Annotated in this window: 13 protein-coding genes; 3 read left to right on the plus strand and 10 right to left on the minus strand. The window is 48.3% G+C overall.

Translation table 11 applies throughout. The features are described from left to right. Window positions 1-58: 58 nt before the first annotated feature. The 10 genes from rsgA to ACYP03_RS15000 form a co-directional block, all read right to left on the minus strand. The gene (gene rsgA / locus ACYP03_RS14955; RefSeq protein WP_248144486.1) at window positions 59-1,111 is read right to left on the minus strand and encodes a ribosome small subunit-dependent GTPase A; all 1,053 of its coding nucleotides are present in this window, start codon (window positions 1,109-1,111) and stop codon (window positions 59-61) included. Between the two features lie 112 nt (window positions 1,112-1,223). Beyond that, window positions 1,224-2,501, minus strand: a complete 1,278-nt coding sequence (locus tag ACYP03_RS14960) for an MFS transporter (protein ID WP_459780715.1) — start codon at window positions 2,499-2,501, stop codon at window positions 1,224-1,226. Beyond that, window positions 2,494-4,227 (minus strand): non-ribosomal peptide synthetase, encoded by a 1,734-nt coding sequence (locus ACYP03_RS14965; RefSeq protein ID WP_459780717.1) that lies wholly within the window; start codon window positions 4,225-4,227, stop codon window positions 2,494-2,496. The genes ACYP03_RS14960 and ACYP03_RS14965 overlap by 8 nt, the downstream gene beginning before the upstream one ends. A 27-nt stretch (window positions 4,228-4,254) precedes the next feature. Then, the gene (locus ACYP03_RS14970) at window positions 4,255-7,311 is read right to left on the minus strand and encodes an amino acid adenylation domain-containing protein (protein ID WP_459780719.1); all 3,057 of its coding nucleotides are present in this window, start codon (window positions 7,309-7,311) and stop codon (window positions 4,255-4,257) included. 2 nt (window positions 7,312-7,313) lie between these two features. After that, complete coding sequence (locus ACYP03_RS14975; RefSeq protein WP_459780720.1) at window positions 7,314-11,636, minus strand: amino acid adenylation domain-containing protein; 4,323 nt, start codon at window positions 11,634-11,636, stop codon at window positions 7,314-7,316. After that, entirely contained in the window at window positions 11,629-13,383 is a 1,755-nt protein-coding gene (locus tag ACYP03_RS14980; protein WP_459780722.1) for a non-ribosomal peptide synthetase, read from the minus strand. The genes ACYP03_RS14975 and ACYP03_RS14980 overlap by 8 nt, the downstream gene beginning before the upstream one ends. Window positions 13,384-13,428: 45 nt before the next feature. Further along, on the minus strand, window positions 13,429-14,511 hold the full coding sequence (locus ACYP03_RS14985; RefSeq protein WP_459780724.1) for a hypothetical protein: 1,083 nt from the start codon (window positions 14,509-14,511) through the stop codon (window positions 13,429-13,431). Window positions 14,512-14,646: 135 nt separating this feature from the next. Beyond that, window positions 14,647-16,209 carry an NAD(P)-binding domain-containing protein gene (locus tag ACYP03_RS14990; RefSeq protein WP_459780726.1) on the minus strand — a complete coding sequence of 521 codons (1,563 nt, stop codon included), beginning with the start codon at window positions 16,207-16,209 and terminating at the stop codon, window positions 14,647-14,649. 11 nt (window positions 16,210-16,220) lie between these two features. Further along, on the minus strand, window positions 16,221-17,249 hold the full coding sequence (locus ACYP03_RS14995; protein ID WP_248144494.1) for a TauD/TfdA family dioxygenase: 1,029 nt from the start codon (window positions 17,247-17,249) through the stop codon (window positions 16,221-16,223). 19 nt (window positions 17,250-17,268) lie between these two features. Continuing rightward, window positions 17,269-18,867, minus strand: a complete 1,599-nt coding sequence (locus ACYP03_RS15000) for an MBL fold metallo-hydrolase (protein ID WP_459780728.1) — start codon at window positions 18,865-18,867, stop codon at window positions 17,269-17,271. 719 nt (window positions 18,868-19,586) lie between these two features. On the opposite strand from ACYP03_RS15000, the gene ACYP03_RS15005 reads away from it, so the two are divergent. From ACYP03_RS15005 to ACYP03_RS15015, 3 genes are all read left to right on the plus strand, one after another. After that, window positions 19,587-20,384: a glycosyltransferase family 2 protein gene (locus ACYP03_RS15005; protein WP_459780730.1), complete on the plus strand. Its 798-nt coding sequence runs from the start codon at window positions 19,587-19,589 to the stop codon at window positions 20,382-20,384. A 230-nt stretch (window positions 20,385-20,614) separates the two neighbouring features. Further along, complete coding sequence (locus ACYP03_RS15010) at window positions 20,615-22,831, plus strand: Gfo/Idh/MocA family oxidoreductase (protein WP_459780733.1); 2,217 nt, start codon at window positions 20,615-20,617, stop codon at window positions 22,829-22,831. After that, window positions 22,828-23,889: a glycosyltransferase family 4 protein gene (locus ACYP03_RS15015; protein WP_459780735.1), complete on the plus strand. Its 1,062-nt coding sequence runs from the start codon at window positions 22,828-22,830 to the stop codon at window positions 23,887-23,889. Before ACYP03_RS15010 ends, ACYP03_RS15015 begins: the two co-directional genes overlap by 4 nt. Window positions 23,890-24,031: the final 142 nt, after the last annotated feature.

Here is a 24,031-nt window from a genome sequence, read left to right on the forward strand (position 1 = left end):
ACTCACTGACTCTCAGAAACCACCCGATAAACATAAGGAAAGACAGTTACGGGAATGGTTAAAACTCTTTGTACCGACCCAGAACTTTCTCTTTTTCTTTCCGGTTCTTGGTCACCTGACGCCACTGTCTGTGCCGCTCGCGCTGGAATGCTTCAGGGTCATCCGCATAACGTGATTCAGTCATCAGCTTCAGATACGACTTATAACGTCTGGGTGACAGACTGCCGTCAGCCAATGCAGCCTGAATGGCACAGCCCTCTTCCTTCTCATGGGTGCAATTACGGTAACGGCAATCATTTGCCAGCAACTCAACATCGGAGAAGGTTTCCTCAACATTTTTCGTCGATGCCCCGATGCCAACCTGGCGTAACCCCGGAGAATCGATAATTAGTCCGCCGGTCGGCAGCATGAACAGGAATCGGTTCGACGTTGTATGGCTGCCCCGGGCCCCTTCATCACTGACGGCCAGCGTCTCCAGTACCTCTTCCCCGAGCAGGAAGTTGATCAGCGAGCTTTTTCCGACCCCTGACGAGCCAATCAGCACACAGGTATCAGTTTTTTGAATTAAGGACAGCAACTCTTCGAGTCCCTCGCCCGTTTGGGTGCTGATCGGTAATACCAGCAGGCTGGGATCAAGCCGGGTAATTTGATCGACATACTCCGACGGGTCATCCACCAAATCGCGCTTCGTGAGCACAATTGTCGGCTGAACACCTGACGCTTTGGCCAGGACCAGATAGCGCTCCAGGCGGTTCAGATTGAACTCCGCATTCATGGAGGTCGTGATGAAAATATGAGAGATATTGGCCGCGATTGCCTGCTGCGTTCCGCTGGAGCGGGTCCGGGCAAGCTGAGTTTCACGAGGCAAAAGCTCAGTGATCACATGCTCCCCCTGCAGTTCCTGGCAAATCACCCAGTCCCCAATCACAGGCCGTTCGTCTGATTCAAGCTGAAGACGGGAAACTTCTCGCTCCGTCAGTTCGCCATTTACAACACCGATCACGCCGTACTTTTTTCCATAGTCTTTGGAGACCCGGAACAGCGCTTCAATGCTGTGTTCCCCGATATGCTGAAATATCGACTGTTTCAGTCCTAAGTCACGATGGTCCAATTGAAAACCCCTTTCAAACCGGTATCAGAAATGAAATAAGTAACAAACAACATCCCGCCGGAAAAACAGAATGTTGTTTTGAATATTTGACTCAACTTACAGCGCAATAGACTCAGGCAATTGCTTCATCATTTTGGACGGAGTCATCCTTTTTGACCTTGAAGAACTGCCGATAATTACGGCTCAGCATGAATGAAACGGCAATCAGCGTCAGTGCAATACCCGAGCCGGTAATATAATCCGCCAGACGGTCCTGCGCTAAATCAACCAGTACACCGCCCAGCGCCATACCGATCGGAGTAAAGACGCCCATCACCATGCCCAGCAATCCAAAGACCCGGCCGTGGTATTTTGATTCGACGTTACTCTGAATAATCACTTCTGCACGAATGGAGAAAATAACGGCTGTTGCGGTTTCCATTAAAATGCAGACAAAGACCAGCCAGGGACTCCCGGAAAGTCCCATGAATAATCGGGATAAACCGGTGCCGACCAGAAATGCTGGAATCAATACCGGGGCAATGCGCTCCGGGATTTTGATCAGGCCACTCAGAGAGCTGCCCAATACGGCCCCGACGGACAGCGCGGCGAACATAATCCCGAACCAGTAAGTGCTCAGACCCAGAGAGTTTTCAACAAAGAACGGTAAAAAGGTCATTAAAGGGGCCAGAAATAAATCCATCAGACCCAGCGCGATAATCACAGCTAACAAACCCGGCACTTTGGCGGCAATTGAGAAACCTTCTTTGATTTGTGCCCCAAGGCCCTGCTTACCTTGCGCTTCATCCGCAGCGTGTTCCGGTGACGCAACTTTAATCCTTGATTCAGAAGCGGCTGAAGACAAATATGTGATCCCGTTGATAAAGAACAGCATTGCCGGACCCAGCAAGGTATAAAGAAATCCGGCACAAGACTGGCCCAGGACCTCACTGATGTTCTTTAACGTTCTGAACAGCGAATTGGCTTTCAGTAACTGGCTTTTATCCACCAGCATCGGCATCATTGCCCGGCTGGCAGGGTTAAAAAAGCACATCACAATGTTGAGCGTGATTCCAGCCAGGATGACAGACGGGACAACCAGGAAATCTATCTCGAGGAAGAGCGCAAAAGCCAGACTCAACACCGCCAGCGCTGAAATGACATCACACCATACAATGATGTTTTTTCTGTTATAGCGATCTGCAAAGGCGCCGCCGAGCGTCCCAAAGATCAGATAAGGAATGGCTGACAGTGCCAGTGTTATTCCGACCATCACGCCGGATTCCGTATGATGTTTTACAACCAGAGATTCGGCAATAAAGTAACACTGTGCACCGAAGACACTGACAAACATTCCCTGTACCAGCAAAAGGAAGTTTTTATTCTTGCTGATTCCATTTTCGTTATTCATTTATTTCCTTAGACTTATCTTTTATTAAGTTCTCAATATAGGATATTTGATCCTGAAGCGTTAACTTTTCCAGCAGCTGTGACAGGTCAATACTGATATCAAAAGCTTTTGTTATTTCCATTATTAAATCGATAAACAGGAGAGAATTCCCGCCAATATCAAAAAAATTGTCTGTCAGCTCGCAAGATTGAACATTTAATATTTTTTTCCAGTACTGCGTCACGACGATTTCAACCCGAAAATCAGTCGTATCCATTTGTTTGGCCTGCTGTGAAAATATATCTGCTATCTGATGATAATCTTTCTTGCCATTTTGGCTGATTGGCAAAGTTTCCGATAATTGAATGACCGAAGGTATCATATAATCCGGAATCTTCTCAGACAGAGCATGGCGAATTGATGCCACAGTTCGATCTGCCACACAAAGTGCTTTTAACCGCTCTTCATGGAAAATAACCGCGGATTGCGAAACGCCTTGTACCTGATTCATGGCCGTTTCAACTTCAATCAGATTGACCCGGTTTCCGGCCACCTTGACTGTACGCTCTTTCCGGCCGGCAAAGACCAGCTCACCTGCTGAATTCACATATCCCAGATCACCCGTGCAGTAATATGGCGCATTAGTGTCGGGATGACGCAGGAACTTCAGACATGTTTCAGGCTCTCTGCCTAAATAACCGTTTCCGACACTGATACCCGTAATACAAATTTCTCCGGTATATCGCCCGGCGGCATCCGGAGCTGCGTCGCGGATGAACACATCAGTATTGGCAATAGCACGGCCGATAGGCGGCGGTTCCGAACCAGCATGATGCGTGACATCCGATGCGGCGACACCAATCGTACACTCGCATGGACCGTATTCATTCACCACCCTGACAGCCGGGAACTGACGCCTGTGCTCCGCCAGTACCTCTGCCGTGACCTCTTCCCCGGCCAGTGTAATTGTATCCAGTGAATGCGCTACATCACCGGAAAAGCACAACAGTCGCTTATACAGGCTCGGAACAATGGCAAAAGACGTGATGGGATACCGGCCGATCACATTGATGATATAGTCGCAGTTCGCACGCTTGTCTGCCGAAACCAGATACAAAGCACCGCCACAGCACAACATCGACAAAATGTCCGAGATAGCGCTGTCAAACGACAAGGGAGCAAACTGTAACTTCATACTCCCGGCATGAAACTGGTAATACGCCAGCTTCCAGGTGATGTAATTTTCAATCGATTCATGACGAATCACGACTGAATTCGGATGCCCTGTTGAGCCCGACGTCGAGACAACATAAGCCGCATCTTCTGGATTGATAAGTGCGTCCTGCCCCGGATTCGCATGCGCAAGATCTGCAGAAAGAGCGATCACCGGATAGTGTCTGGCATAACAGCATGTGCTGTCGGTATGGACGATGATCTTCGGCTGCACATCAGCCAGAATCCGATGATTGCGCTCAGGCGGCGCATCAAAATTCAATGGGTGGTAGACCGCTCCGGCCTTCATCACGCCAAGCATGACCGCCACAGCATCTGCTGATTTGGGCAGACAAACACTGACAATCTCTCCCGGACAAACCCCTTGCCGGGATAAGAGATCCCGGACAGCATTTGCCCGGTACTCTAATTCACGATATGACATCACCCCGCTATCCGTATAAATTGCAGGATGTTCACTGAGAAAACTTGGCGAGCTGCGATAGAGCTCTAGCACACTTTTAAAAACAGACATTCGCAAATCCTAAACAGTCTGGTGAAATCACTCATGCGAAGACACATTCTGGCCAGAGAACATGAAATTGCCAGATAATGCTGAAAAACTGGTTTCAGGTTCCTCCAGGAAGCATGCAGCGATCTGTTCGAACCGGTCTGATATTTCTGAAATTTTGCCTTCTGAGTACACATCTCTGGCAAACACTAAATTCAAATCAATATCGTCGTTCTCAAGCTCAAAAATAAAACTCAAATCAAACAGATTTGTTTCGACCTCCAGAGGCAGCTTCTTCCATTGGATTGAGGTCTCTTCATGGAACGGTTCAAATTCGGTTTCAACCACAGTGACCCAGTACTGAATGGCAGCGGACGAAAATTCAGAAACCAGCTCAATATACGAAATGCAATCGTGCCTTGCGGATTCGATCAGACTCCGTTCACATGCACTGACCACATGACTCAGGGAGCTTTGTTCAGTGATCACGTTATTCAGCAAGAATGTCTCAGCGTACAAGCCAATCTGATCAAGCCGCGCCTTCTGTTCGCGATTTGCCCGGACCGTTCCTAACCGAACCTGCTCACTGGCGCTGTAACTCCGGATTACTAATTGCACCAGAGATGCCAGCACCACGAACAAGGTCTGTTTGTTGTCCAACGCAAACTGCCGCAGTGACGCAGCTAACCTTGCGTCAAGTTTCCGGGAACTCTGACCGCCATGGCCGCTTGGGACCGAATTTCGCTCGGCACAGACAGGCACCGTTGCCACGGCGTCATGGTTTAAGATTTGACGCCAATAGAGCCAGGCAGCCTCTCTTTCCGTATCCGTAACTACCTTCGGCTGATAGATACCCGCAACAGGCAACGCTTCCTCAGCCGCTGCAGACGCGTCTCCATGACAATAACCAAGGTAAATTGACTCCAGTTCCTTCAGGAAGACATCGTGTGACCAGCCGTCGTAGACAGTGTGATGCACTTTCAGCACCAGGAAAATCTCGTCGCCAGCGTCAAACACATCAACCGCAGAGAAGGAGCCATGTTCAATATCAAGCGGTTGTCTCAGAGCTTCTTCGACTCGCTGCTGCACAATTTCAGCAGGCTCAGCAGACAGATCGTGCTGCCGGATCATTTTCTCCGCATCTCCGACCTCGAGGAGGATCTGTTCCCCCTCAAGCCGTAAGGACGTTCTCAATGATTCATGCTTGTTTAACAGAGCCGTCAGGGTTTTCAGCAGGAGCGCACAATCGATATTGCCGTAGATCTGATAGGCGTAGCTGAGGTCATAAATATCGGTCCGTTCGCTGCTCAAGCTGGCAAACCAGATGCTTGCCTGCGTATGGGTCGCTTTTGTCTTTCCGGTTTGCGCATTCACCGCCGTTGTTTCCTCAGTAACGGAAACAACGGGAACCATTTTCTCCGCCACCTTAGCTAAGGTACGCAGTTCTAAAATGTCTGAAAACTTCAGCGCATAACCGGCAAGTTCCGCAACCAGCCGAATGGCCAGTACGCTGGTACCGCCCAGCAGAAAGAAATCATCCTCCTGACCGACGGTTTCAATCTTCAGCAGAGTCTTCCAGTATTCCGCCAATATGGCTTCGTGTTCTGTCAGCACTTCCGGACTGCGGGCAGACTGATTCTTCAGCGATTCAGTCGCCTGCTCTTTGAGCAGGTTCCTGTCTATCTTGCCGTTCTGATTTTTAGGCAAACGGTCCGTCAGCTTGATATGAGCGGGGATCATATATCCGGGCAATGCTGCTTTTAATGAGGCCAGCAGACAGGTTTCATTCACGTCTGAACCCGGCAACGATGCAACATAGGCGTACAGCAGTTTAGACTGCGCTAGCTCAACGACAACCACACAGCACGATTCCACACCCTGCTGCCGGAGAACGGTATTTTCAATTTCACCGATTTCGACCCGATAACCCTGTATCTTGATCTGCCTGTCCTTGCGCCCATAGAAATCGAGTTCACCATCCGGCCGTCTTTTGACCAGATCACCCGTCAGATAAATCACGCCAGCCTGATGATCCTGAACAAATTTCTCTTTCGTCAGTGTTTCCCGGTTCAAATAGCCGTATCCGACCCCAATCCCCGAGATCCCCAGTTCAAATACATCCCCCTCGCTCCCGGCAACGTCGTAAAGATGAAAATGCATGTTGGCAATCGGATGACCGACCGTGGGCACCGCCGGATCATTTTTCGCACATGGCACAATGGACTGGAAAATGGCACATTCGGTGGGACCATACACGTAGTACAGCGCCTTACCGTCTGCCCACTGGGCCACAATCTTTTCGCCAAACATTTCTCCGCCGGTCACCACCGTTTTAATGGTTGGAAATTGCCCGGGCAGCAAATGGGTTAAGAAAGTCGACATGAAAAAGGCTGTATCCACCGCCTGGTCATGAATCAGGGTTTGGAGGGCATCCAAATCATAACGCTGCGCATTGGTCGCAATCACAAGGGTGCTGCCACTCAGCAGTGACGTGAAAATCTCCCATACCGAAACATCAAATCCAATCGAGGAGAACTGCAGGATTTTACTGCCGCTCGCTATCCCCATTTCAGCAATCGACTGCTCAATCACATTCAGTAATGCCTGATGAGAGATAATGGCGCCTTTGGGACGGCCGGTACTGCCTGAGGTGTAAATGGCATAACAGCTTGAACGGTCTGTTGTGGCTTTGCCCGGCAGGGATGTGTCTTTTCCCTCTGTTGCCTCATCAAGACAGTCAAAGGGTATCCGGCTATCAATATTGGCTGCCAGACGTTTTTCCGTCAGTACACAGGCATGCGCCACATCATCCAGAATCTGATTCAGCCTGAGCGGCGGCGTATTGGCGTCCACCGGGATAAATGCCCGGCCCGATTGAATCACAGCCAGGATTGCAGCGATCAGTTCAATGCCTTTATCCAGATACAGATAGACATAATCACTGCCGGGGGAACAACGATGAAGCCGTTGTTGATACTCTTCTGCCAGGGCATACAATTCGGCGTACGTCACCGCCTGATCCTGGTAGATGACCGCTGTTTTCTGACAATGCCTGGCCGCAATGCTTTCCAGAGACTGAAGTAAACGACTTTGATTAACTGAGTACATAACTACACCGAGACCTGATTAGAACTGACGATTTCATGAAGCTTCCGGAAAAACACCGCAATGAAATGTGCGATGCTTTCTTCGCGATACAGTGAGGTATCAAACAAAACATCCAGCACGATATCGTCCTGTTCAAAATTGATATAGAACCAAAAGTCATTTTGGGAAAACACCCGTTCCGGGGTAAACGACTGTTTCATCGTATGTTTTGAGCCCGGTATTTCGGGTATATCCAGCGACTCTAACGTCAGACCGACATCAAACAGCGGAAAGCGCCCCTTGGGCCACTTGATTCCTTTATCCGAGATCATCCGTTCGAACGGATACGCGCCATAGGCCATGCTGTCGGCCAGAGTTTCAGAAACAGCGTGAATGACTTGATCGGTCGCTGTATGAGCCGCGATATCCATCGCGACCGGGATCGGATTTAAAAAGCAGCCGACTTCCTCGCTGCTGAGCAAGCGGCGGATGTTATATGGAAAGCCAAACGACACCCGAGAGGACTGGGTGATGTCGCTTAACATCAAAACCAGAGCCGATGACAGCACGGTAAATTCAGTGGTCCGGTAGCGCCGGGCAGCAGAAGCGACCTCGCGTCTGAAGCCGGACAGGACTTGATGACAGACACAGCCCGCCCCGGTTTTTTGTTCTCTGGGAAAGTCTGCAGGCAAGTTCAGCTGGTAAGCTTCTCCCCCTGCCGGACTCTGGGCCCAGTACTGCTCGGCCTCCCGGAGATACGTTGCATCAATTGCATGTTGTTCGCCGTGTGTCTCTGAATCACTGCGTTCCTCTGCACCTGCAGCAAAAGAATGCCTTTCGATATCTGCCATGATCCTGTCAATGCTGAAAACATCCGCGATAGCATGATGAATCAGCATGACGAAATATCGTTCTGTACCATGGTGCAATAAATAAAACTGAAACAGCTGGGTTGTCAGAGATAGACTGCTTTTGAATATTCGGTTGAGCGTTTCTTCCAGCGAACCGTCCTGAATTTCCAGTTCCTGATAAACCTGGTCGATATCGACAGTGACAGGCTTGCTGGTGATCCTTCCTTTTTCAAACAGGAATGCAGAAGACAGAACGTCATGCTGACGGATAACCGCCTGACAAGCCTGACGCAGGTGAGCCACAGGAAATTCTCTATCGAGCTTCCAGTAATCCAGAATGTTAAAGATTGATTTGTCCTGCTGGAGTAGGCTCGTCACCAGATAGCGGCAAGCCGAAGCGGAAGCGCTCCAGACATCACTAACAGTTGAGTGCGCCTGACGGCCCTTTGTTGCCGTCTCGTAAAGTGACAACCATTCCTTGAAGGTTGAACGCGTCATCAACGCTTTCAGTGGAATTGGATTGGCCAGCGACTCATTCAGATCTTTTGACAGCTGAATGAAATCCAGACTGGATGCCCCCAGCTCATAAAGACTGGTAGTCTCGCAGATTTCCACATTACCCAGCGTTTTACGCCAGATTTGCTGAAGCTGCTCTGCTGGCAAGAATGCCGCCGTTTGCTCCAGCGAGCTCAGATAATCCTGTGCAATGCGTTTTAAGGCTTTTCTGTCAACTTTTCCGTTCACCGACAACGGAATCTCAGCAACATCAAGATAATGCGCAGGAACCATTCGGGCAGGCAGAAATGTCAGTAACCGCTCACGATTCAATAATCCGGTGTTCGTCCCCTGCTCATACAGACACAGCAACGTCCCAATATTATCGTCCCCTTCGACATGAACCAGATGAAAGCGGTTCACGGACAGTGTTTCGGCAACAACCCGCTCGACTTCTTCTAATTCAACGCCCGCCCCGGCTATTTTCACGAAGTTATCTACCCGTCCGACAAAGCGCAGTTCACCTGTCGCATTCCTGGACGCCAGATCGCCAGTCCGATACATTCTTTGTCCGTGAATCGGATGGGCGACAAATTTCTCTTCCGTGACCGCCGGATTTCTCAGATAGCCTTGTGCGAGGCCCGGACCGCTGACACAAATTTCGCCGACTTCATTGTCAAAGCAAAGCCCCCACTTCGGATGAATAATATCAACCAGATGGTGAGCAATGCCTTTGCCAATCAGTACCTCATCATCTTCAGGACCAAACTGATAGACGGTACTCCAGACTGACGTTTCAGCCGGACCGTATTCGTTATAAACCTCGGTCTCCGGCAGACTCTTCTGGTGATGATGAATTAAAGACATGCTGAGAGTATCGCCGCATAAAACGACCTGTCTGACCCCTTTCAGGCTGTCGGAGTGGCTTTCTAACAAGGCTGAATAAATCGCAGGCACCATCATGAAATGAGTGACTTGATGGCTTTTGATCAACCGGGCTAATGCAGCCACATCATTTCTGTCACTGTCGCGAAACAGCACCAGCGACGCGCCGGACAGTAAGGTAGAAAAGTAGTCGTTTACTGCGGAGTCATAAAACACGGATGGATACTGAAGAATGACATCACTGGTATCCAGGCCGTAGTAATGCTGACGGTAGAGCACGGTATGGGTTATGCCCTGATGAGGAACCACCACACCTTTCGGCAACCCCGTTGAGCCCGACGTAAAAATTGTATACGCAATGTCATCCGGAGAGTACGCCAGCGCCAGATTCTCAGAACTTTCATCAGACTCAAACAACGCCCGATCCGTGACAACTCCTTCAGAGCGAAGTCCATCCAGCATCCCTTCAAACACCGGGCTCGTTATCACCAGATCCGGCTGCGTGAGTTCAAGCTGGTTGCGCAGCCGCACCTCCCCATCATACGGAGACAACGGTACATACTGGGCACGGGTTTTGAGGATACCGATAATGATCGGCAGCAACAGAGCACTGCGTTCCATCAGAATACAGATGGTTGCCTGTGGCCGAATCTCAAAGGCGTTGATGAGTGTTCTCGCAATTGTATTTGCTTTTTGATTCAACCAGTCAAACGTATAGATTTCCTGCTCAAACCGGATTGCCGGGCATTGGCTGTGTTCTTGTACGACTTTTTCAAATTCACGGATCAGATGACTGGGCTGGCTGTGAAATGACAGCTGTTCTTCCGTCTTTTGATAAACGTCATCATTTATTTGACTGATCGCGACATTTACATCCGGGTGTGACAGTGTTTTTTCAATCAGCTGTTGTAAGGCCAGACACATTCCATGGAACGTTGATTCATGCTGGTAGTGGTCAGCCCGCCCCATCACTTTGATATTCAATGAGGAAGACGTTCGGCAAGCCGAAATCACCAACGGAAAATCAATTTTCTCATTGAAAGAGCTCAGATATTCCAGTACTCCGTGTGCCCCGGCACTTTCCGTAAATTCCAGCAGTGCAGAAGCCCGTGTCACATCGACGCCGGACTCAACAATCAGATCGTACAGTGAAGCCTTTCCGTTGATCAGCCCTTCATAGAAATCATCCTGAATCTGAACAAGGAGATCACCGAAATGCTGCTCAGGCTTCACATGACAACACACGGGCAAATAACTTGAATATAATCCGACATCTGTGGACGCGTTCCAGTAACCGCGCTGGTCCAGACTTGTATTCAGAATAAATTTCTCTTGATCAAAATGTCTGGCAATAAAAATCTCGCTAAGCGCCAGCATCAGAATAAAAGGCGTGACTTCAGCAGATTCAACAACATGGTTAAACCGATTCCGTGCCGGCTCCCCAAGCTGAAACGCATAGGAAAAAGCAGCATCGTCAGCCCGATCGATCTGTTTTTCGAGATTGACCAAAGCCACGTCTGACTGATAGTCCGTCAACCGGTTCCGCCAGTAACTGAGCTGTGACGCTCTCTCTTCGCTGTCATGCCAGGCAATAACTTCATCAGTGTAGGCCTGGTAAGACGCCAGATCAGCCGATGCTGTGGACGGTTCAAGTTTGCCTGCCAGCTCTTTTTCCAGCCGCGCCTCAATCCATGCCAGTGTGTGCGCATCACAGACAATATGATGAATGGACAGGATAAACTGACAGCAGTTTTCCCCGGGACTGACCGATACTTTGACCAGCTCGCCCTGCTCTAGATCTGCGCGGGTAAACTGGTGTGATGACAGCACGTCATTGTCTTGGTTCTGCTGAACCGAAGGCGTATACCCATGGGCAAAACACACTTCCACAACATCCTTTGTGCATCTGAATCGTGCACCCAGCACAGGCAAATCAGAGATGACCTTCTGAATGGATTTGCTCAGCTGTTCCACGGCGCAATTACGCACCTGATAACGCTGGCTGATTTTGTACAAATCACACTTCGCGGCATTCTCCAGAAACATTTTGTACAGCACAGCCTGCTGAGGATGTGCCTGCTGCCATGGTGTGTACGAACCGTAAACGTTATGCATCTGATACTGCTCCATCCATCAGATCTTTTAACGACTGCTTCGATGTAAGGAGGTCTCTGATATTGATCTCGATGCCGAATTGCTTCTTCATCTCGGATCTCAATTTCAGGGCCACTAAACTGGAACCCCCTAACTCCCTGAACGATTTCGAATGGTCAAAGTGATCAATACCCAGAATGGTTTTAACCGATTGTTCCCGGGGATCATCATGAGACAGAGGAGCAGCCGCTTTTTGCTCAGTCAGAAAATGGACGTAAGTCGTGGTCATCTCTTTGAGCGCCACTTTTCCATTTTCATTGTAAGTAAAGTGCTCCAGCTGAATGGCCTTATGCCTGACAGAAGAAGGCACGGCATTTGTAAACACGGGAACCTGCCCTGCTTCTGCCGAATCAGCAAGAATATAAAACACGAGTAAGTCAGTATTTAAAATTGCCTTTACATCATCTGAAAGACTGGCGATACGGACACTGCCCACAACATAATTGGTCTTTAATATTTGATTTTCGATTTCCGAAAGACTGAGTCTGACGCCGGATATCTTGACCTGATCGTCCCGTCGCCCTTCGAAAACAATGTCACCATTGGAATCAATATATCCGAAATCGCCAGACTGATAGGCCACAGCTCCTGAGTCACAGGCGATAAAGCTGCTGTTATCATGATTCAGATACCGGCACATACCTATCCCGCGAATATAAATTTCACCGACCTCGCCGTCTGGCATGGGCTGCATATGCTCATCGAGAATTTCAATGACAGTGCCGCTGAAAGGTTGGCCAATCGGTAAACTTTTCAGGTTGTGATAATTTTCCTGATCGATGACATAGTGAGTCGCAAGCATGGTTGTTTCAGTCGGACCATAAATATTCGCGACAACATCAGCATCAAAACAGGACAAAGTCTGCGCCAGCACATCTTTCGTTAAAACATCGCCGCCCAGAAACAGATATTTCAGTTTCACCTTTTCTTCAAAATCGGAAAACTCACAAAGCGCCTGAATAAACGAAGGCACCTGATTAATAAAGTTGACGCTGTATTGCTTAATGGTATTCAGATAACCGGAAATTTCATTCAGGTGTACCTGCGGCGGGGTGATGAGAGTGCCACCACAATATAGGGTGGAGAGCGTCACAAAAAGAGAGATATCGAATGAAACGCTGCAACACCAGAGTGCATTCAGGTGATGGTCGAAACCCAAATCTCTGGTCGTATTGGCAATACGCTGGCTGATGTTTTCAGTACTGACAAAAACAGGCTTTTTCTTACCCGTACTGCCGGAGGTGAAATAAAGAAATCCACCCGATTCAACACCGGTCTCAGGTAAATTGTCCGCATCTGAGTCCAGAACGGGCTGAGCAAGTGCAGCGCTCTCAAGTGTGATCCCCAGATCAGATGCCACCAAAGGTTCTGAAAAAGAAAGACCAGAATCATTCATCAAGGCTTTCTGAGTATCCGCATTGAAATTGGTTACCTCAATCGGATAAACGACAGCTCGCGCCTTTAACAGCGCCAGCATACAGATCAGGCTGTCATTTGTCCGGCCGGCAACGAGCGGTACAATATCTCCCGCCCGGATCCCTTTATCGCTGATCAGCAGAGACGCCAGCTGATCAGATTGCGCTTCCAGCAGAGCATAAGAGACAGACCCTAAATCACCATTTAAAGCTAGCTTATCTGGTGTTCTTTCCGCATTGTCTTTGAGCTTTTCAAGGACAGTACCGAACTGTGACAGTGAATTACATTCCATTGTGCTACCTTCAAAATCCAATTTAAGGTCTGATTTTCCCGCGTATTAACTAATACATGGACAGCCCGCTGATTTCACACGTCTCAGCGACTTTTTCTCTTTCACTTCACCGGCAATCATGACTTCGTCTGACGTATAGACGACAGTGTCCGGACAAATAATATCGATGTGATATTGGGTCCACGGCGTTAAGCCCAGCCCCCAGTGGACAGTGCCATTGCTACCGCCATAACATTCATTGGGTGAACGGTTTCCTTTCTGGAAATCGATATCCTGATTGGTCCCGAAGCCAATCTCCCAAATAATTCTGTAGCGCGAGTCGATATCAAATAACTTCTCTAACATCACAATCGCGGGATGATTTTCGATGTCACTACGTAGTGAAGTAATCACGCCATGCTCGACGGTTGCAATAACCGGCACTTCATACAGTGGTTCTAATGCATCGAAAATTTTATTCTGGTCTTCTCTTAAAAAAGACACAGAGCCACTGTTCACAATGGGATACCCGCGAAAAGCAATTTCGCCCTGAATATTTAACCGTTTTTCAGCATTATAGTTTCCGTGAAACAGCGGCAATACGCTAATTTCACCAGAGGGCACAAATTGCTGCTCTCCCCAGCTGAGACGGCCCAATTGCTCAAACCAGCAATATTCGTCACTGTCGTGAAGAAAAACGGCTTCGCAACCATTCTTTTTATCAACAAACTGGATGTGGTCGGATTCTTCGATATGGTCAAAGAAATAATCCGCCCAAGCTTTTTGAGCATCAGGATCAGTCAATTCCATCTTCTCTAAGAAATAACTTATATCGTCCAAGAATATTTCTGTAGAGTTACATGGCATTGAAATAATCTTACACTTCTCTGCAATTTTCTCTGCCGGTGGCGAAGAGAATAAGACATGAGGAGAAATGACAAGGAAATGGGTTTGATGAGCTAATTTTTGATTGTCCAGAATGTCATGAAAGCTTTCTGGTGTATCACAAGCAATTATTTTTGTTGATAGATAGTCATTCTCCGTTGATATTTCGAACTTGTCAGAGAATTCACTATTCGTCAGCAGGACAAAATCACAGTTTTCAGATTCACCCAACTGCTTATATTTTTCTGGTCTTATTACAATCATAAGTCCTCCATATGGTCCCCACAGATGTGGGGACCATACCGGTTTTAGCCGATCAGGTTGCCTAAGTACTGGCCATTCTTGTTACGGCTGATTTTCGCTTTTTTCTGTACGTTTGACTTTTTCATGATATTTTCCTTATGAACAATAGTTATCTAACGTTTCATGTCTCTCACCTTGAGACATGTTTTTCCTTTCCAATGGCAAAACCATTTTCAAGAAACTTTGAAAAGGAGTCGTATACATTTCCTTATCCCATTCATTCTGCAAGTCTTCAGGGATATGGTACTCCTCTACGATGACACCATCCTGGTAGACCCGGAACACAGGATGGATAAATGTACTGCTGTCGCCATCATCCGGCATCCGGACAACATTAAATGGATCGGGATGCTCTTTCTTGCCATATTCAAATGTGAATCGGATATGGCTTGATTTCTGATATATCTTTTCAATGAGATCAACCGGCATATCGACAACATATTCAACATTGCCATCATTGATAAGCAGCACATCGCTAATAAATCCAGGCTGCTGATATAGCGATGAGTTGCTATGAATCCGGTACATGATTTTTTCATAAACAGATTCAAATGAATGTAATTTCTCACGGTGAAACGCATCTTTGCCTTGCTTCATTTTTAAGATTTCAGCTAATGCTTTCACGTTGTACCTGAATCCATGTATGAAACCAGAAAACGACTGCTTATAATCACGCATATGCATGATTGTTCCGGCGAAATACATCCCCTCAACATTGGTAGATTCCCAGAATTCTGTCATTCTCGGATATTTCTTATTCTCTGTAATCTGAGGAACTGCAGCACCTTGAAACATACTGTCGTCAAAAGAGAAACCGATGCAAGAAATAATCTCATCAACAACAATCTGCCAGTGCTGTCCATTCGCGTGAGTATAAGAAAAATCAACAATATACTTATCATTGTCTTTGGTAATTTTTGTCACTTCAGCATCAAGGATGGTGTTCTGCGACTTTAACTGATAGGTATCTAATATATTGTTATTCACTGCTCTCAAATGCCCGACATAATGTGTTTTCCAGGCCAGCTTCACTGGTGTCGGGCTTAACAGATGGATGACAGATGCAGTTTCAACCAAATTATCAGCCGTTTCGAAAGCAGAGTTGCCCTTTCCTAAGATCAAAACAGATTTGTTTTTATAATCATCAGGATTAATTGAGGCTTTCGTGTAAGTTTTTACATATTCACTGCCAGGAAAACAAGGCTTATTTTCTTTTGCCAATCCAGTCGCGATAATGAGTTTCTCACATGTGTAAACCTTACCGTCAGCATCCTTTAATGAAAAGTGTTCATCTTTATCAATGGATACAATATCGGTATTGTAAGTCACCTTCAGTCCAAACTTATCTTTAAAATCATTCAGATACTGAACTAAATCTTTCGCATCAGGAAAATATTTCTCAGAGTAATGTTTAAAAAGAAATCCTTCATCATTTAATAACGAATTCCAGTCCCAACGAAGATTGATTTCATCATCATTATAACCTGTATAAACTTTATTAATAGAAATCAGCTTGCCATGCTTCGGTAACGTTTTAAATGCATTTCCGGAGCAACACCCCTTTTCCAGAATCAAATAATCTTCACTTGATTTCTCGAGATAATAAGCGAGCTGTAATCCAGCAGGTCCAGCGCCAATAATGATATATTCATGATGCATAATCAAATTCCTTATACAATGCGTCTGTCGCACAGCTGGTTAAATTCTGAGGTTAAAGCACGCAAATCCCTGATGATATTAATTCTTTTTAACCATCGGCCATAATGATCATATTTCGCTGAAAACTGACGCCTGCCGTGCACAGCCCTTCTGTTATCAATCAGCATGATCTGTCCCTCAGTAAGACAGACATCAATCAGAGATTGGTTCACAACCGACTTGAATTTTTCAAGTGCCATTTCAGCGTCTTTATTTTCACCAAGCACTGCCATATAAGGCAGATCTGCTCGCATAAAAGGCCGCTCCCGATTCCCGTATAAAATTGAGATCGGTGTATCGACATACTTAGCTTCAGCACTCATATGGTACTTATGAATATCGATATCCCAGTGATCACTTTTATTTTCTTTGACGTGATGTGACGTATCCGGCGCAATACAAAAAGACTTGCTGAACAGAATATCAATTGTTTTCCCATCTAACTGACTGACAATTTCATCGACATGGCATAATGATGTCGCTGCTTGCTCCGTATTGCGATAACACATCAACGAAACATAATCAGCAGGTGTTGGATGGAAAGCTTCTTCCGTATGCCAGTCCAGTTCAGCTGAACTGCTTGACCCCAGCTGCTCATAAGCATCTGCTTTGATCGGCACCACATAGCGCATAAAGCGGCCATTTTCTTGCGTTGACCACCCAAAAATTTCGCCGAACAGGCAGGAGACTAATGAATGGATGACTTCATATGTAAACGTCTCAGAATGATGCCAGTTACAGTCCCATGTATTGGGTGTCTGAATATTTTCAATATCGATCGGAAGGCCATGAATTAAGAATGCTGCGTAGCTATGGGCCGTATTTTTGAAATCTAATACGTCCTCTCTCAAATTCCGGCTGAGTTCCATGGCATATACTGCACAATCTCTGGCGAAACTGTCTGTTTCAACCGAATCATGTTTTTCTATCAACTGATGACAAGCATGATAGATGAACTCAAGGTCTTCAGTCGTTAACTGATATGTTTTATACTTTTCCATACGCATCGCTAACTTAATATCAAATTGAAATTTCTTCAGACCAATATAAAAGCTTAAGTGACCTGTCTTTCTGAGACATTTTTTCCTCTAAGCGTTTATATTCCCTAACAATATAGTCATCGAAGGTTGCTGGCTTCCCAATTAAATATTCCAGCCATGGTTCAAGGCCCATCGCATATACAAATACAGAATCAGGGTTGATCAATTGAATCAGTTGTTCAGTTTCATCACAGTCACAGCCAGTTAAGCGTCTGTTTTTTGCGTACTCCGGTTGATGACCTTGATTTAATACGGGCTCATACAGCCAGGTATATGGCGCACCTTCACACTCCATCCCGACAAACATCTTGCTCACTTTGAGCGTATTATCGAGCAGATATTGATAAATTTCTGCCTGAATAAATTTCGAGTCCGATAATATAAGCAGCTGCTCAGAATCCGTTTCAATATAATAAGATGACTTCGCATCTACCCGAAGGTCACCATGTTCTCCCAGAAAAGGAAGGGTATGCAGTTGAAAAGTATTTCCCTGAATTTTCTCAAACGGATCCACTTCGATCACATTCCCGAAGCCGATTTGCTTGAGTATCTTGGCCAGTGACGGGTCTTCAATCATGTCACCAGAACTTTTAGGAACAATAATCTGCCCCACTTTATGTCTGATTTGCAGTAAGGTTTCGACATTAAAGTGATCCGCATGCCCATGAGTGATCACAACATAGTCAATATGCTCAGGTAAATCAGATAACGAATATGATATTTTCCCATCTTTTTCAAAAGATTCATTCTGAATCCAGGGGTCAATCAGCAGTGATTCAGACGAAGTCTCAATCAGCAAAGTCGCATGACCAAAATAACGAATCTTTTCATGGCTGGGTGCTGACGGTTCTTTGTGTTCACACTCTGAGGTGAACAATATTCTGAACTGCTGCTTCGCTTCGTCAGACAGATTCATTTCCCGGCAAAGCTTATTGAAATCGACCGGAGTTCGTCTCGCCTCAAAAATTTTATCCAGTATTTTTTCTTTAAAATCAATATCAATCAAAAACTGAGTTTCATGACAGGACAAACGTGGTGTATTAAACACTGGCGGACGTTTGGTGTGCTCCGTTTTTAATGTGAATAATACACTTTCACACCGGTCAAACACCCCATCAAATGCATTTTCAAAAAGACGGTATGCGCCGCTCTGATTCCGGGCATAGTAAAGCTCAGCCCTGCCTTTCAATTCGGATGGAATTTCCTGATAAAGAGGCTCTAAACTGTCACCTTTAAATTGTGAAACTAATTCATCAAGCTTTTCGACAGCAGAAAGTAGCTGTTCTTGTTGCGCTTCTTGCTGTTGGTTGCCATCCAGGTATTGTTCCACACTGAACACATCATCCATGGATAATCTGACCGTGCTCACTTTCCCACTGGAAATACCACTATGAAATTCAGGATATTTTAAAAATGATCTTAATTGCTTCCTGTTTTTCCTCATAAAAAAAGAACGAGCAACAGGAGAAAGCAAATAGTGCCATGCGTACCAATGTTCGACTAATGGCTCAATAAAGACATTATTTCTCAGATAAAGAAATGCCTCATCTTCCGTCTCACAACGACTTGATCCCTTCATAAGCCCAACTAACTCGTTTGATTTTATGGTTTTACTGGTTTCAGTATGGCAATGACCTGGTCAGTACAATCAACCAAAAACAGGTGGTAGTACTCAGCCAATAAATGCAACCACACTCAGTGCGCAACATGATTAAGCACATAATTTCACAAAGAGAATAATAAGTAACCTTCGATTAACAAAAAATATACTTTCATCACACTTCACCATCATTTGAGATCAAATTACGATCATGATGATCCAAATTTCACCAGATCCGCAGCTGTCTGTGCTCTCAGAGCAAGGTCAAATCGGGGAGAAATTATGAGAGAAGTGAAATCATGCATTGAATCAACTGCTTGCTTTTAAGTTTCAACCCGATTGCCCTTGATTCAGAGTGACAGCGCCAGACTTCAGCCAAGACATGGGTCTGGAAAAGAATGAAAAGAGAGAAATCCCGAACACATGCCATTTACAAAAATTAAATAAAAATATCGGCTTATAAAATAAAAAATCCTTCTGTGAACCAGGTTCACTCTATGGGCATTTTAATGCTGCCATTCATTTGTTTGTCATTTGCATAATGGTAAATTTGTGCTCGTTAAAACCTCGCTCTGAAAGTCCCTGCCTGGCCGGTAAAGCCCGATAGCACCATGGTTGATCCCAATCAGCCAGCGGTTTGCTGCACCCGGAGTTCAGAGCGTTAAAAATTATCACTTTCACCATAGATGCAGTTCAATATGGATATTTCGTTAATTGTGACCACCTATAACTGGCCGGAAGCTTTAAATAAAGTTCTGGAAAGTATTGAAAGACAGAGCCATCTGCCGCGGGAAGTCATCATTGCCGATGACGGCTCAGGTCGAGAGACCGCGGAAGTTGTCGCCTACTGGCAACAGAAACTGAGTATTCCTGTGATTCACAGCTGGCAGGAAGATGAAGGTTACCGGCTTTCAGCAAGCCGTAACAAAGCCATCGCCCGGGCCAATGGTGACTATCTGGTGATGATTGACGGAGATATGGTGCTGGATCGCCATTTTATCCGTGACCATACCCGGACCGCTCAGCCCGGCTATTTTATTCAGGGCTGGCGCGTCCGGCTGAATGAGCAGGGGAACTTCCATGTGTTTGAACATGGTGTGATCCCGCACTGCCGGATGAAAGGGATTCTGGATCTGAAAAACCGTTGCTACGGACTGCGTCTGCCCGTGCTTCGCTCCCTCAGCTACGGTTCTCCAACCTCAATTTCAGGCACGAAAGGCTGCAATATGGCCTTCTGGAAACAGGATGTGGTCGCCATTAACGGCTTCAACGAGGATTTCGTCGGCTGGGGTAAAGAAGACAACGAATTTGCCACCCGGATGATCAATCGCGGCATTCGCCGCAAGCGCCTGCGCTTTTCAGCTGTGGCCTTTCATCTCTACCATGATGAAAGTCCGCGGAATATGGTGGCCTGCAACCACGAAATCCTGATGCGCACCAAGCACCATCGCCTGGCATTCTGCCACAACGGTCTCTCCCGTTATCAGGCCAGCTAACCCTGACCCGCCGGTTCTTCAGCTTCCCGAGAAGAGCCGGCGACACCCGCATTTTCAGCGCATCAGCATCTCCCCGTTTATTACTTTTGTATGACTTTACCTGCAGCTTCACCTACCCCCTGCTTTCTGCTGACTATATTTAATAAGAACAGTGCGCACATGACATAAAAATACCAATAAGCACACTGCTTAGTGATTGATTCATGAGGGACAGCCATGAAGGAGCAGGTATGAACGCAAAAACAGACAGCAAAGTTATCTTGGTCGGGGCCGGTTTTATTTCCGATGTTCATGCCAGAGCCATTCACGCCTTACCGGGGATCACTATTGCCGCCATCGTGGACCCCGATCTGTCTGCAGCGCAGTCACTGGCCCGCCGCTATCAGGTACCGCACTGTTTCAGCCAGCTTGATCCGGCACTGGCCGAAACCGACTTTGACTCCGCTCATGTACTGACCCCGCCGAATCTGCATTACGAGCTGGTCCGGAATCTGCTGACCCATGGCAAACACGTACTGGTCGAAAAGCCGCTGGCGGAAACCACAAAAGAGTGTGACGCCCTCATCCGTCTGGCCCGTCAAGAGGGGCTGACCCTGGCAGTCAACCAGAATTTTCTGTTTCACCCGGTCATTGAAGTGGCCAAGCGCCTGCTCGACAGCAACACGATTGGTCCGGTAACCTCCGTCACCCTGAATTACGAAATGCCGTTGCGTCAGCTGGACAGCGGGCAGTTCAGTCACTGGATGTTCCGCCAGCCCGTCAATCTGCTGCTGGAGCAGGCGGTACACCCCTTATCACAACTGCTGACCTTATTCGGTCCGCCCCAAGGCGTGCTGACCAGTCGGATCAGTCAGATGAAAGTCCTGAGCGGACAACAGCCCTGTATTCTCCGGCTGGATGCGATGGGCGATCTGAGCGTTCCTTTTCATTTTTCGTTTGCCATGGGCAATGATTTCCCAATCTGGCAGCTCCATATCACCGGAGAGAACGGCTCTCTGACACTGGATATCATTCGGCAACGCGTCCTGATCAACGGCCGCAGCCGCTTTCTGCCCGCACTGGATACCGCTGTGACCGCCTGTGCCCAGGCTGGCAGCCTGATCGCTCAGGGGATCCGACAACTGGCTGAATACGCCGGTGCAATCACCGGACTGCGGGCTTCCAGAGATCCATTCTTCCTGTCGATGCAGTCCAGCATCCGTGCATTTCATCAGGCACGGGAGTCACAGCAGCCACTCCCCCATGCTGCAGAATTTGGTCGCGAACTGGTCGAACTTTGCCACCAGCTTGCTGAGAAAAGCCTGGGTGCTGATGCTTTGCATCTCCCCCCGCCTTCAGGCACAGAACGAACACCGGTCAGTCCGCCGACCGAACAGCCCTTCGATGTGCTGGTGATTGGCGGAACCGGCTTCATCGGACGCCATGTCGTCAGTCAGTTACTGGCTGAACGATACACAGTCGGTGTGATGGCAAGGCATCTTCAGTCCCTGCCGGCATTGTTCCACCAGCCGGACATTCAGCTGATTCAGGGCGATGTCTGTGATCCGGCAGCCGTAGAGCATGCCGTCAGCCGGGCCCGCTACGTGATCAATCTGGCCCACGGCGGCGGCAGTGGCGACTGGCAGGCCATTCACCATGCAATGGTCGACTCCGCCCGGACGATTGCCCGTGCCTGTCTGGCCCACGGCATTACACGGCTGGTCCACGTCGGCTCCATTGCTTCTTTATACCTGGGGAGCGCCAGCACCGTCATTCACAGCGCCTCCCCCGTAGATCCCTGCGCGCGTCAGCGGGCAGATTACGCGCGGGCCAAAGCCATGGCAGATGATCTGCTGATGCACGAAATGCCTGAACTCGATGTGGTGGTGTTGCGCCCCGGCATCGTCGTCGGCGAAGGCGGCCTGATTCACCACACAGGCGTCGGTTTCTTCAATAACAGTCAGTACTTCATCGGCTGGAATCTGGGACACAATCCGCTGCCCTTCGTGCTGGCCGAAGATGTTGCCTCGGCCACTGTCGCGGCAATGACCAACCCGGCTGCACGGGGCAAGGCACTGAATCTGGTCGGTGATGTCAGGCCGTCCGCTCGGGAATATGTCACTATGCTCAGCAAAGGGCTGAACCGTCCTTACCGCTATGTCCCCCAGCTGACTTTCTGGCTGTATCTGCAGGAAATAGCCAAGTGGGCGATCAAGCGACTGGGGGGACGTCACATCAACCTGCCTTCCTTACGGGATCTGAAATCCCGGGCCATGAATGCCCGTTTTGACACCAGCGGTGAGAAACGCCTGCTGAACTGGCAACCGGTCAATGACTGGCATGTCTTTTACCAGCGTGCCGTTCTGGTACACCGCAGCGAGCCACCGGTGACACCGTCGCCCTCTGCAGCCAGACCAAACCAGATACACCCGGAAGACAGCCCGTCTGAAAAGGCAACTGCGTTATGACGGTACTCCTGCATGTTTTTTCCACCTTTACCCTCGGCGGGCCGCAAATTCGCTTTGCTCAGCTCGTGAACGCCCTGCCGGGGCATCATCAGCATGTGGTGATTTCGCTGGATGGCCGACTGGATGCAGCTGCAAGGCTGTCAGCTCATGTTCACGTCACCTGCCTGACCCTGCCTGAGCTGAAATCCTTCAGTCTGCCGGAGCGGCTGACACGCATCCACCGGACACTCCGGGAATACCACCCCGAAGTCCTGATGACTTACAACTGGGGCGCCATTGAGTGGGCCCTGTGTAACCGCTTTAGCCGACTGTGCCGCGGCGTACACTGGGAAGACGGTTTCAATCCGGATGAAGCCACCCGGCTGTATCCGCGGCGGAATCTGTTTCGCCGTCTGGCACTGGGAGGGCGCACCGAAGTTGTGGTTCCTTCTCATATTCTGATGCAGATCGCCAGCCAGCAATGGCGCATTCCCCCGACCCGGCTGCATTATTTCCCCAACGGGATCGAGACTCCGGCGCACCTTGCCCCAGCATTTTCTGTGAAGCAGCCAACCCTGATCACGCTCGCCAGCCTGCGCAAAGAGAAAAACCTGCCGCGCCTGATCGATACGGTCGCAGCGCATGCGCCGGACAGCCGCCTGCTGATTGGCGGTGATGGTCCCTTGCTGACCGAGCTGGATAGCTATGTCTCAAAACACCAGCTGAACCACCAGATCCGGCTGGCAGGCCGGATTGATGATGTCTGGGGCTTTCTGGCTCAGGGCGATATCTTCTGCCTGTCGTCCGATACGGAACAGATGCCGCTGTCAGTACTGGAAGCCATGGGTGCCGGTCTGCCGGTTCTGGCAACCGATGTCGGCGATGTCAAATCCATGCTTTCGGCCGCCAACCAGCCGTTTGTCGTTCAGCCCGCCTCCTATGGCCGTGCGATGACACAACTGCTGGCCGCACCCGACCAGTGGCAGCCCATTGGCCAGGCCAACCGGCTGAAGGTAAGGCAGGAATACAGCTTCCAGACCATGCTGAACAATTTTTGCCGTCTGATTTCCCCGCCCTGATGACCCGGCCACAACGTGCTATTTTTTAAAGAAAGCGCCTGAAAACGCACCGGCCGAATAACTGACGACGACAGACCTGAGCCGGGCTGTGAATCTCCGGATGAAACTTGCACATCCGGATTCAATTTCACCGCAGTTCGTG

The sequence above is a fragment of the Photobacterium sp. R1 genome (genome assembly GCF_054600795.1).

Excerpts from the sequence above, each read along its gene's own strand:
- ACYP03_RS14960 (WP_459780715.1), bottom strand. The coding sequence starts at position 2,501 with ATGAATAACGAAAATGGAATCAGCAAGAATAAAAACTTCCTTTTGCTG.
- ACYP03_RS14965 (WP_459780717.1), bottom strand. The coding sequence starts at position 4,227 with ATGTCTGTTTTTAAAAGTGTGCTAGAGCTCTATCGCAGCTCGCCAAGT.
- ACYP03_RS14970 (WP_459780719.1), bottom strand. The coding sequence starts at position 7,311 with ATGTACTCAGTTAATCAAAGTCGTTTACTTCAGTCTCTGGAAAGCATT.
- ACYP03_RS14975 (WP_459780720.1), bottom strand. The coding sequence starts at position 11,636 with ATGCATAACGTTTACGGTTCGTACACACCATGGCAGCAGGCACATCCT.
- ACYP03_RS14980 (WP_459780722.1), bottom strand. The coding sequence starts at position 13,383 with ATGGAATGTAATTCACTGTCACAGTTCGGTACTGTCCTTGAAAAGCTC.
- ACYP03_RS14985 (WP_459780724.1), bottom strand. The coding sequence starts at position 14,511 with ATGATTGTAATAAGACCAGAAAAATATAAGCAGTTGGGTGAATCTGAA.
- ACYP03_RS14990 (WP_459780726.1), bottom strand. The coding sequence starts at position 16,209 with ATGCATCATGAATATATCATTATTGGCGCTGGACCTGCTGGATTACAG.
- ACYP03_RS14995 (WP_248144494.1), bottom strand. The coding sequence starts at position 17,249 with ATGGAAAAGTATAAAACATATCAGTTAACGACTGAAGACCTTGAGTTC.
- ACYP03_RS15000 (WP_459780728.1), bottom strand. The coding sequence starts at position 18,867 with ATGAAGGGATCAAGTCGTTGTGAGACGGAAGATGAGGCATTTCTTTAT.
- ACYP03_RS15005 (WP_459780730.1), top strand. The coding sequence starts at position 19,587 with ATGGATATTTCGTTAATTGTGACCACCTATAACTGGCCGGAAGCTTTA.
- ACYP03_RS15010 (WP_459780733.1), top strand. The coding sequence starts at position 20,615 with ATGAACGCAAAAACAGACAGCAAAGTTATCTTGGTCGGGGCCGGTTTT.
- ACYP03_RS15015 (WP_459780735.1), top strand. The coding sequence starts at position 22,828 with ATGACGGTACTCCTGCATGTTTTTTCCACCTTTACCCTCGGCGGGCCG.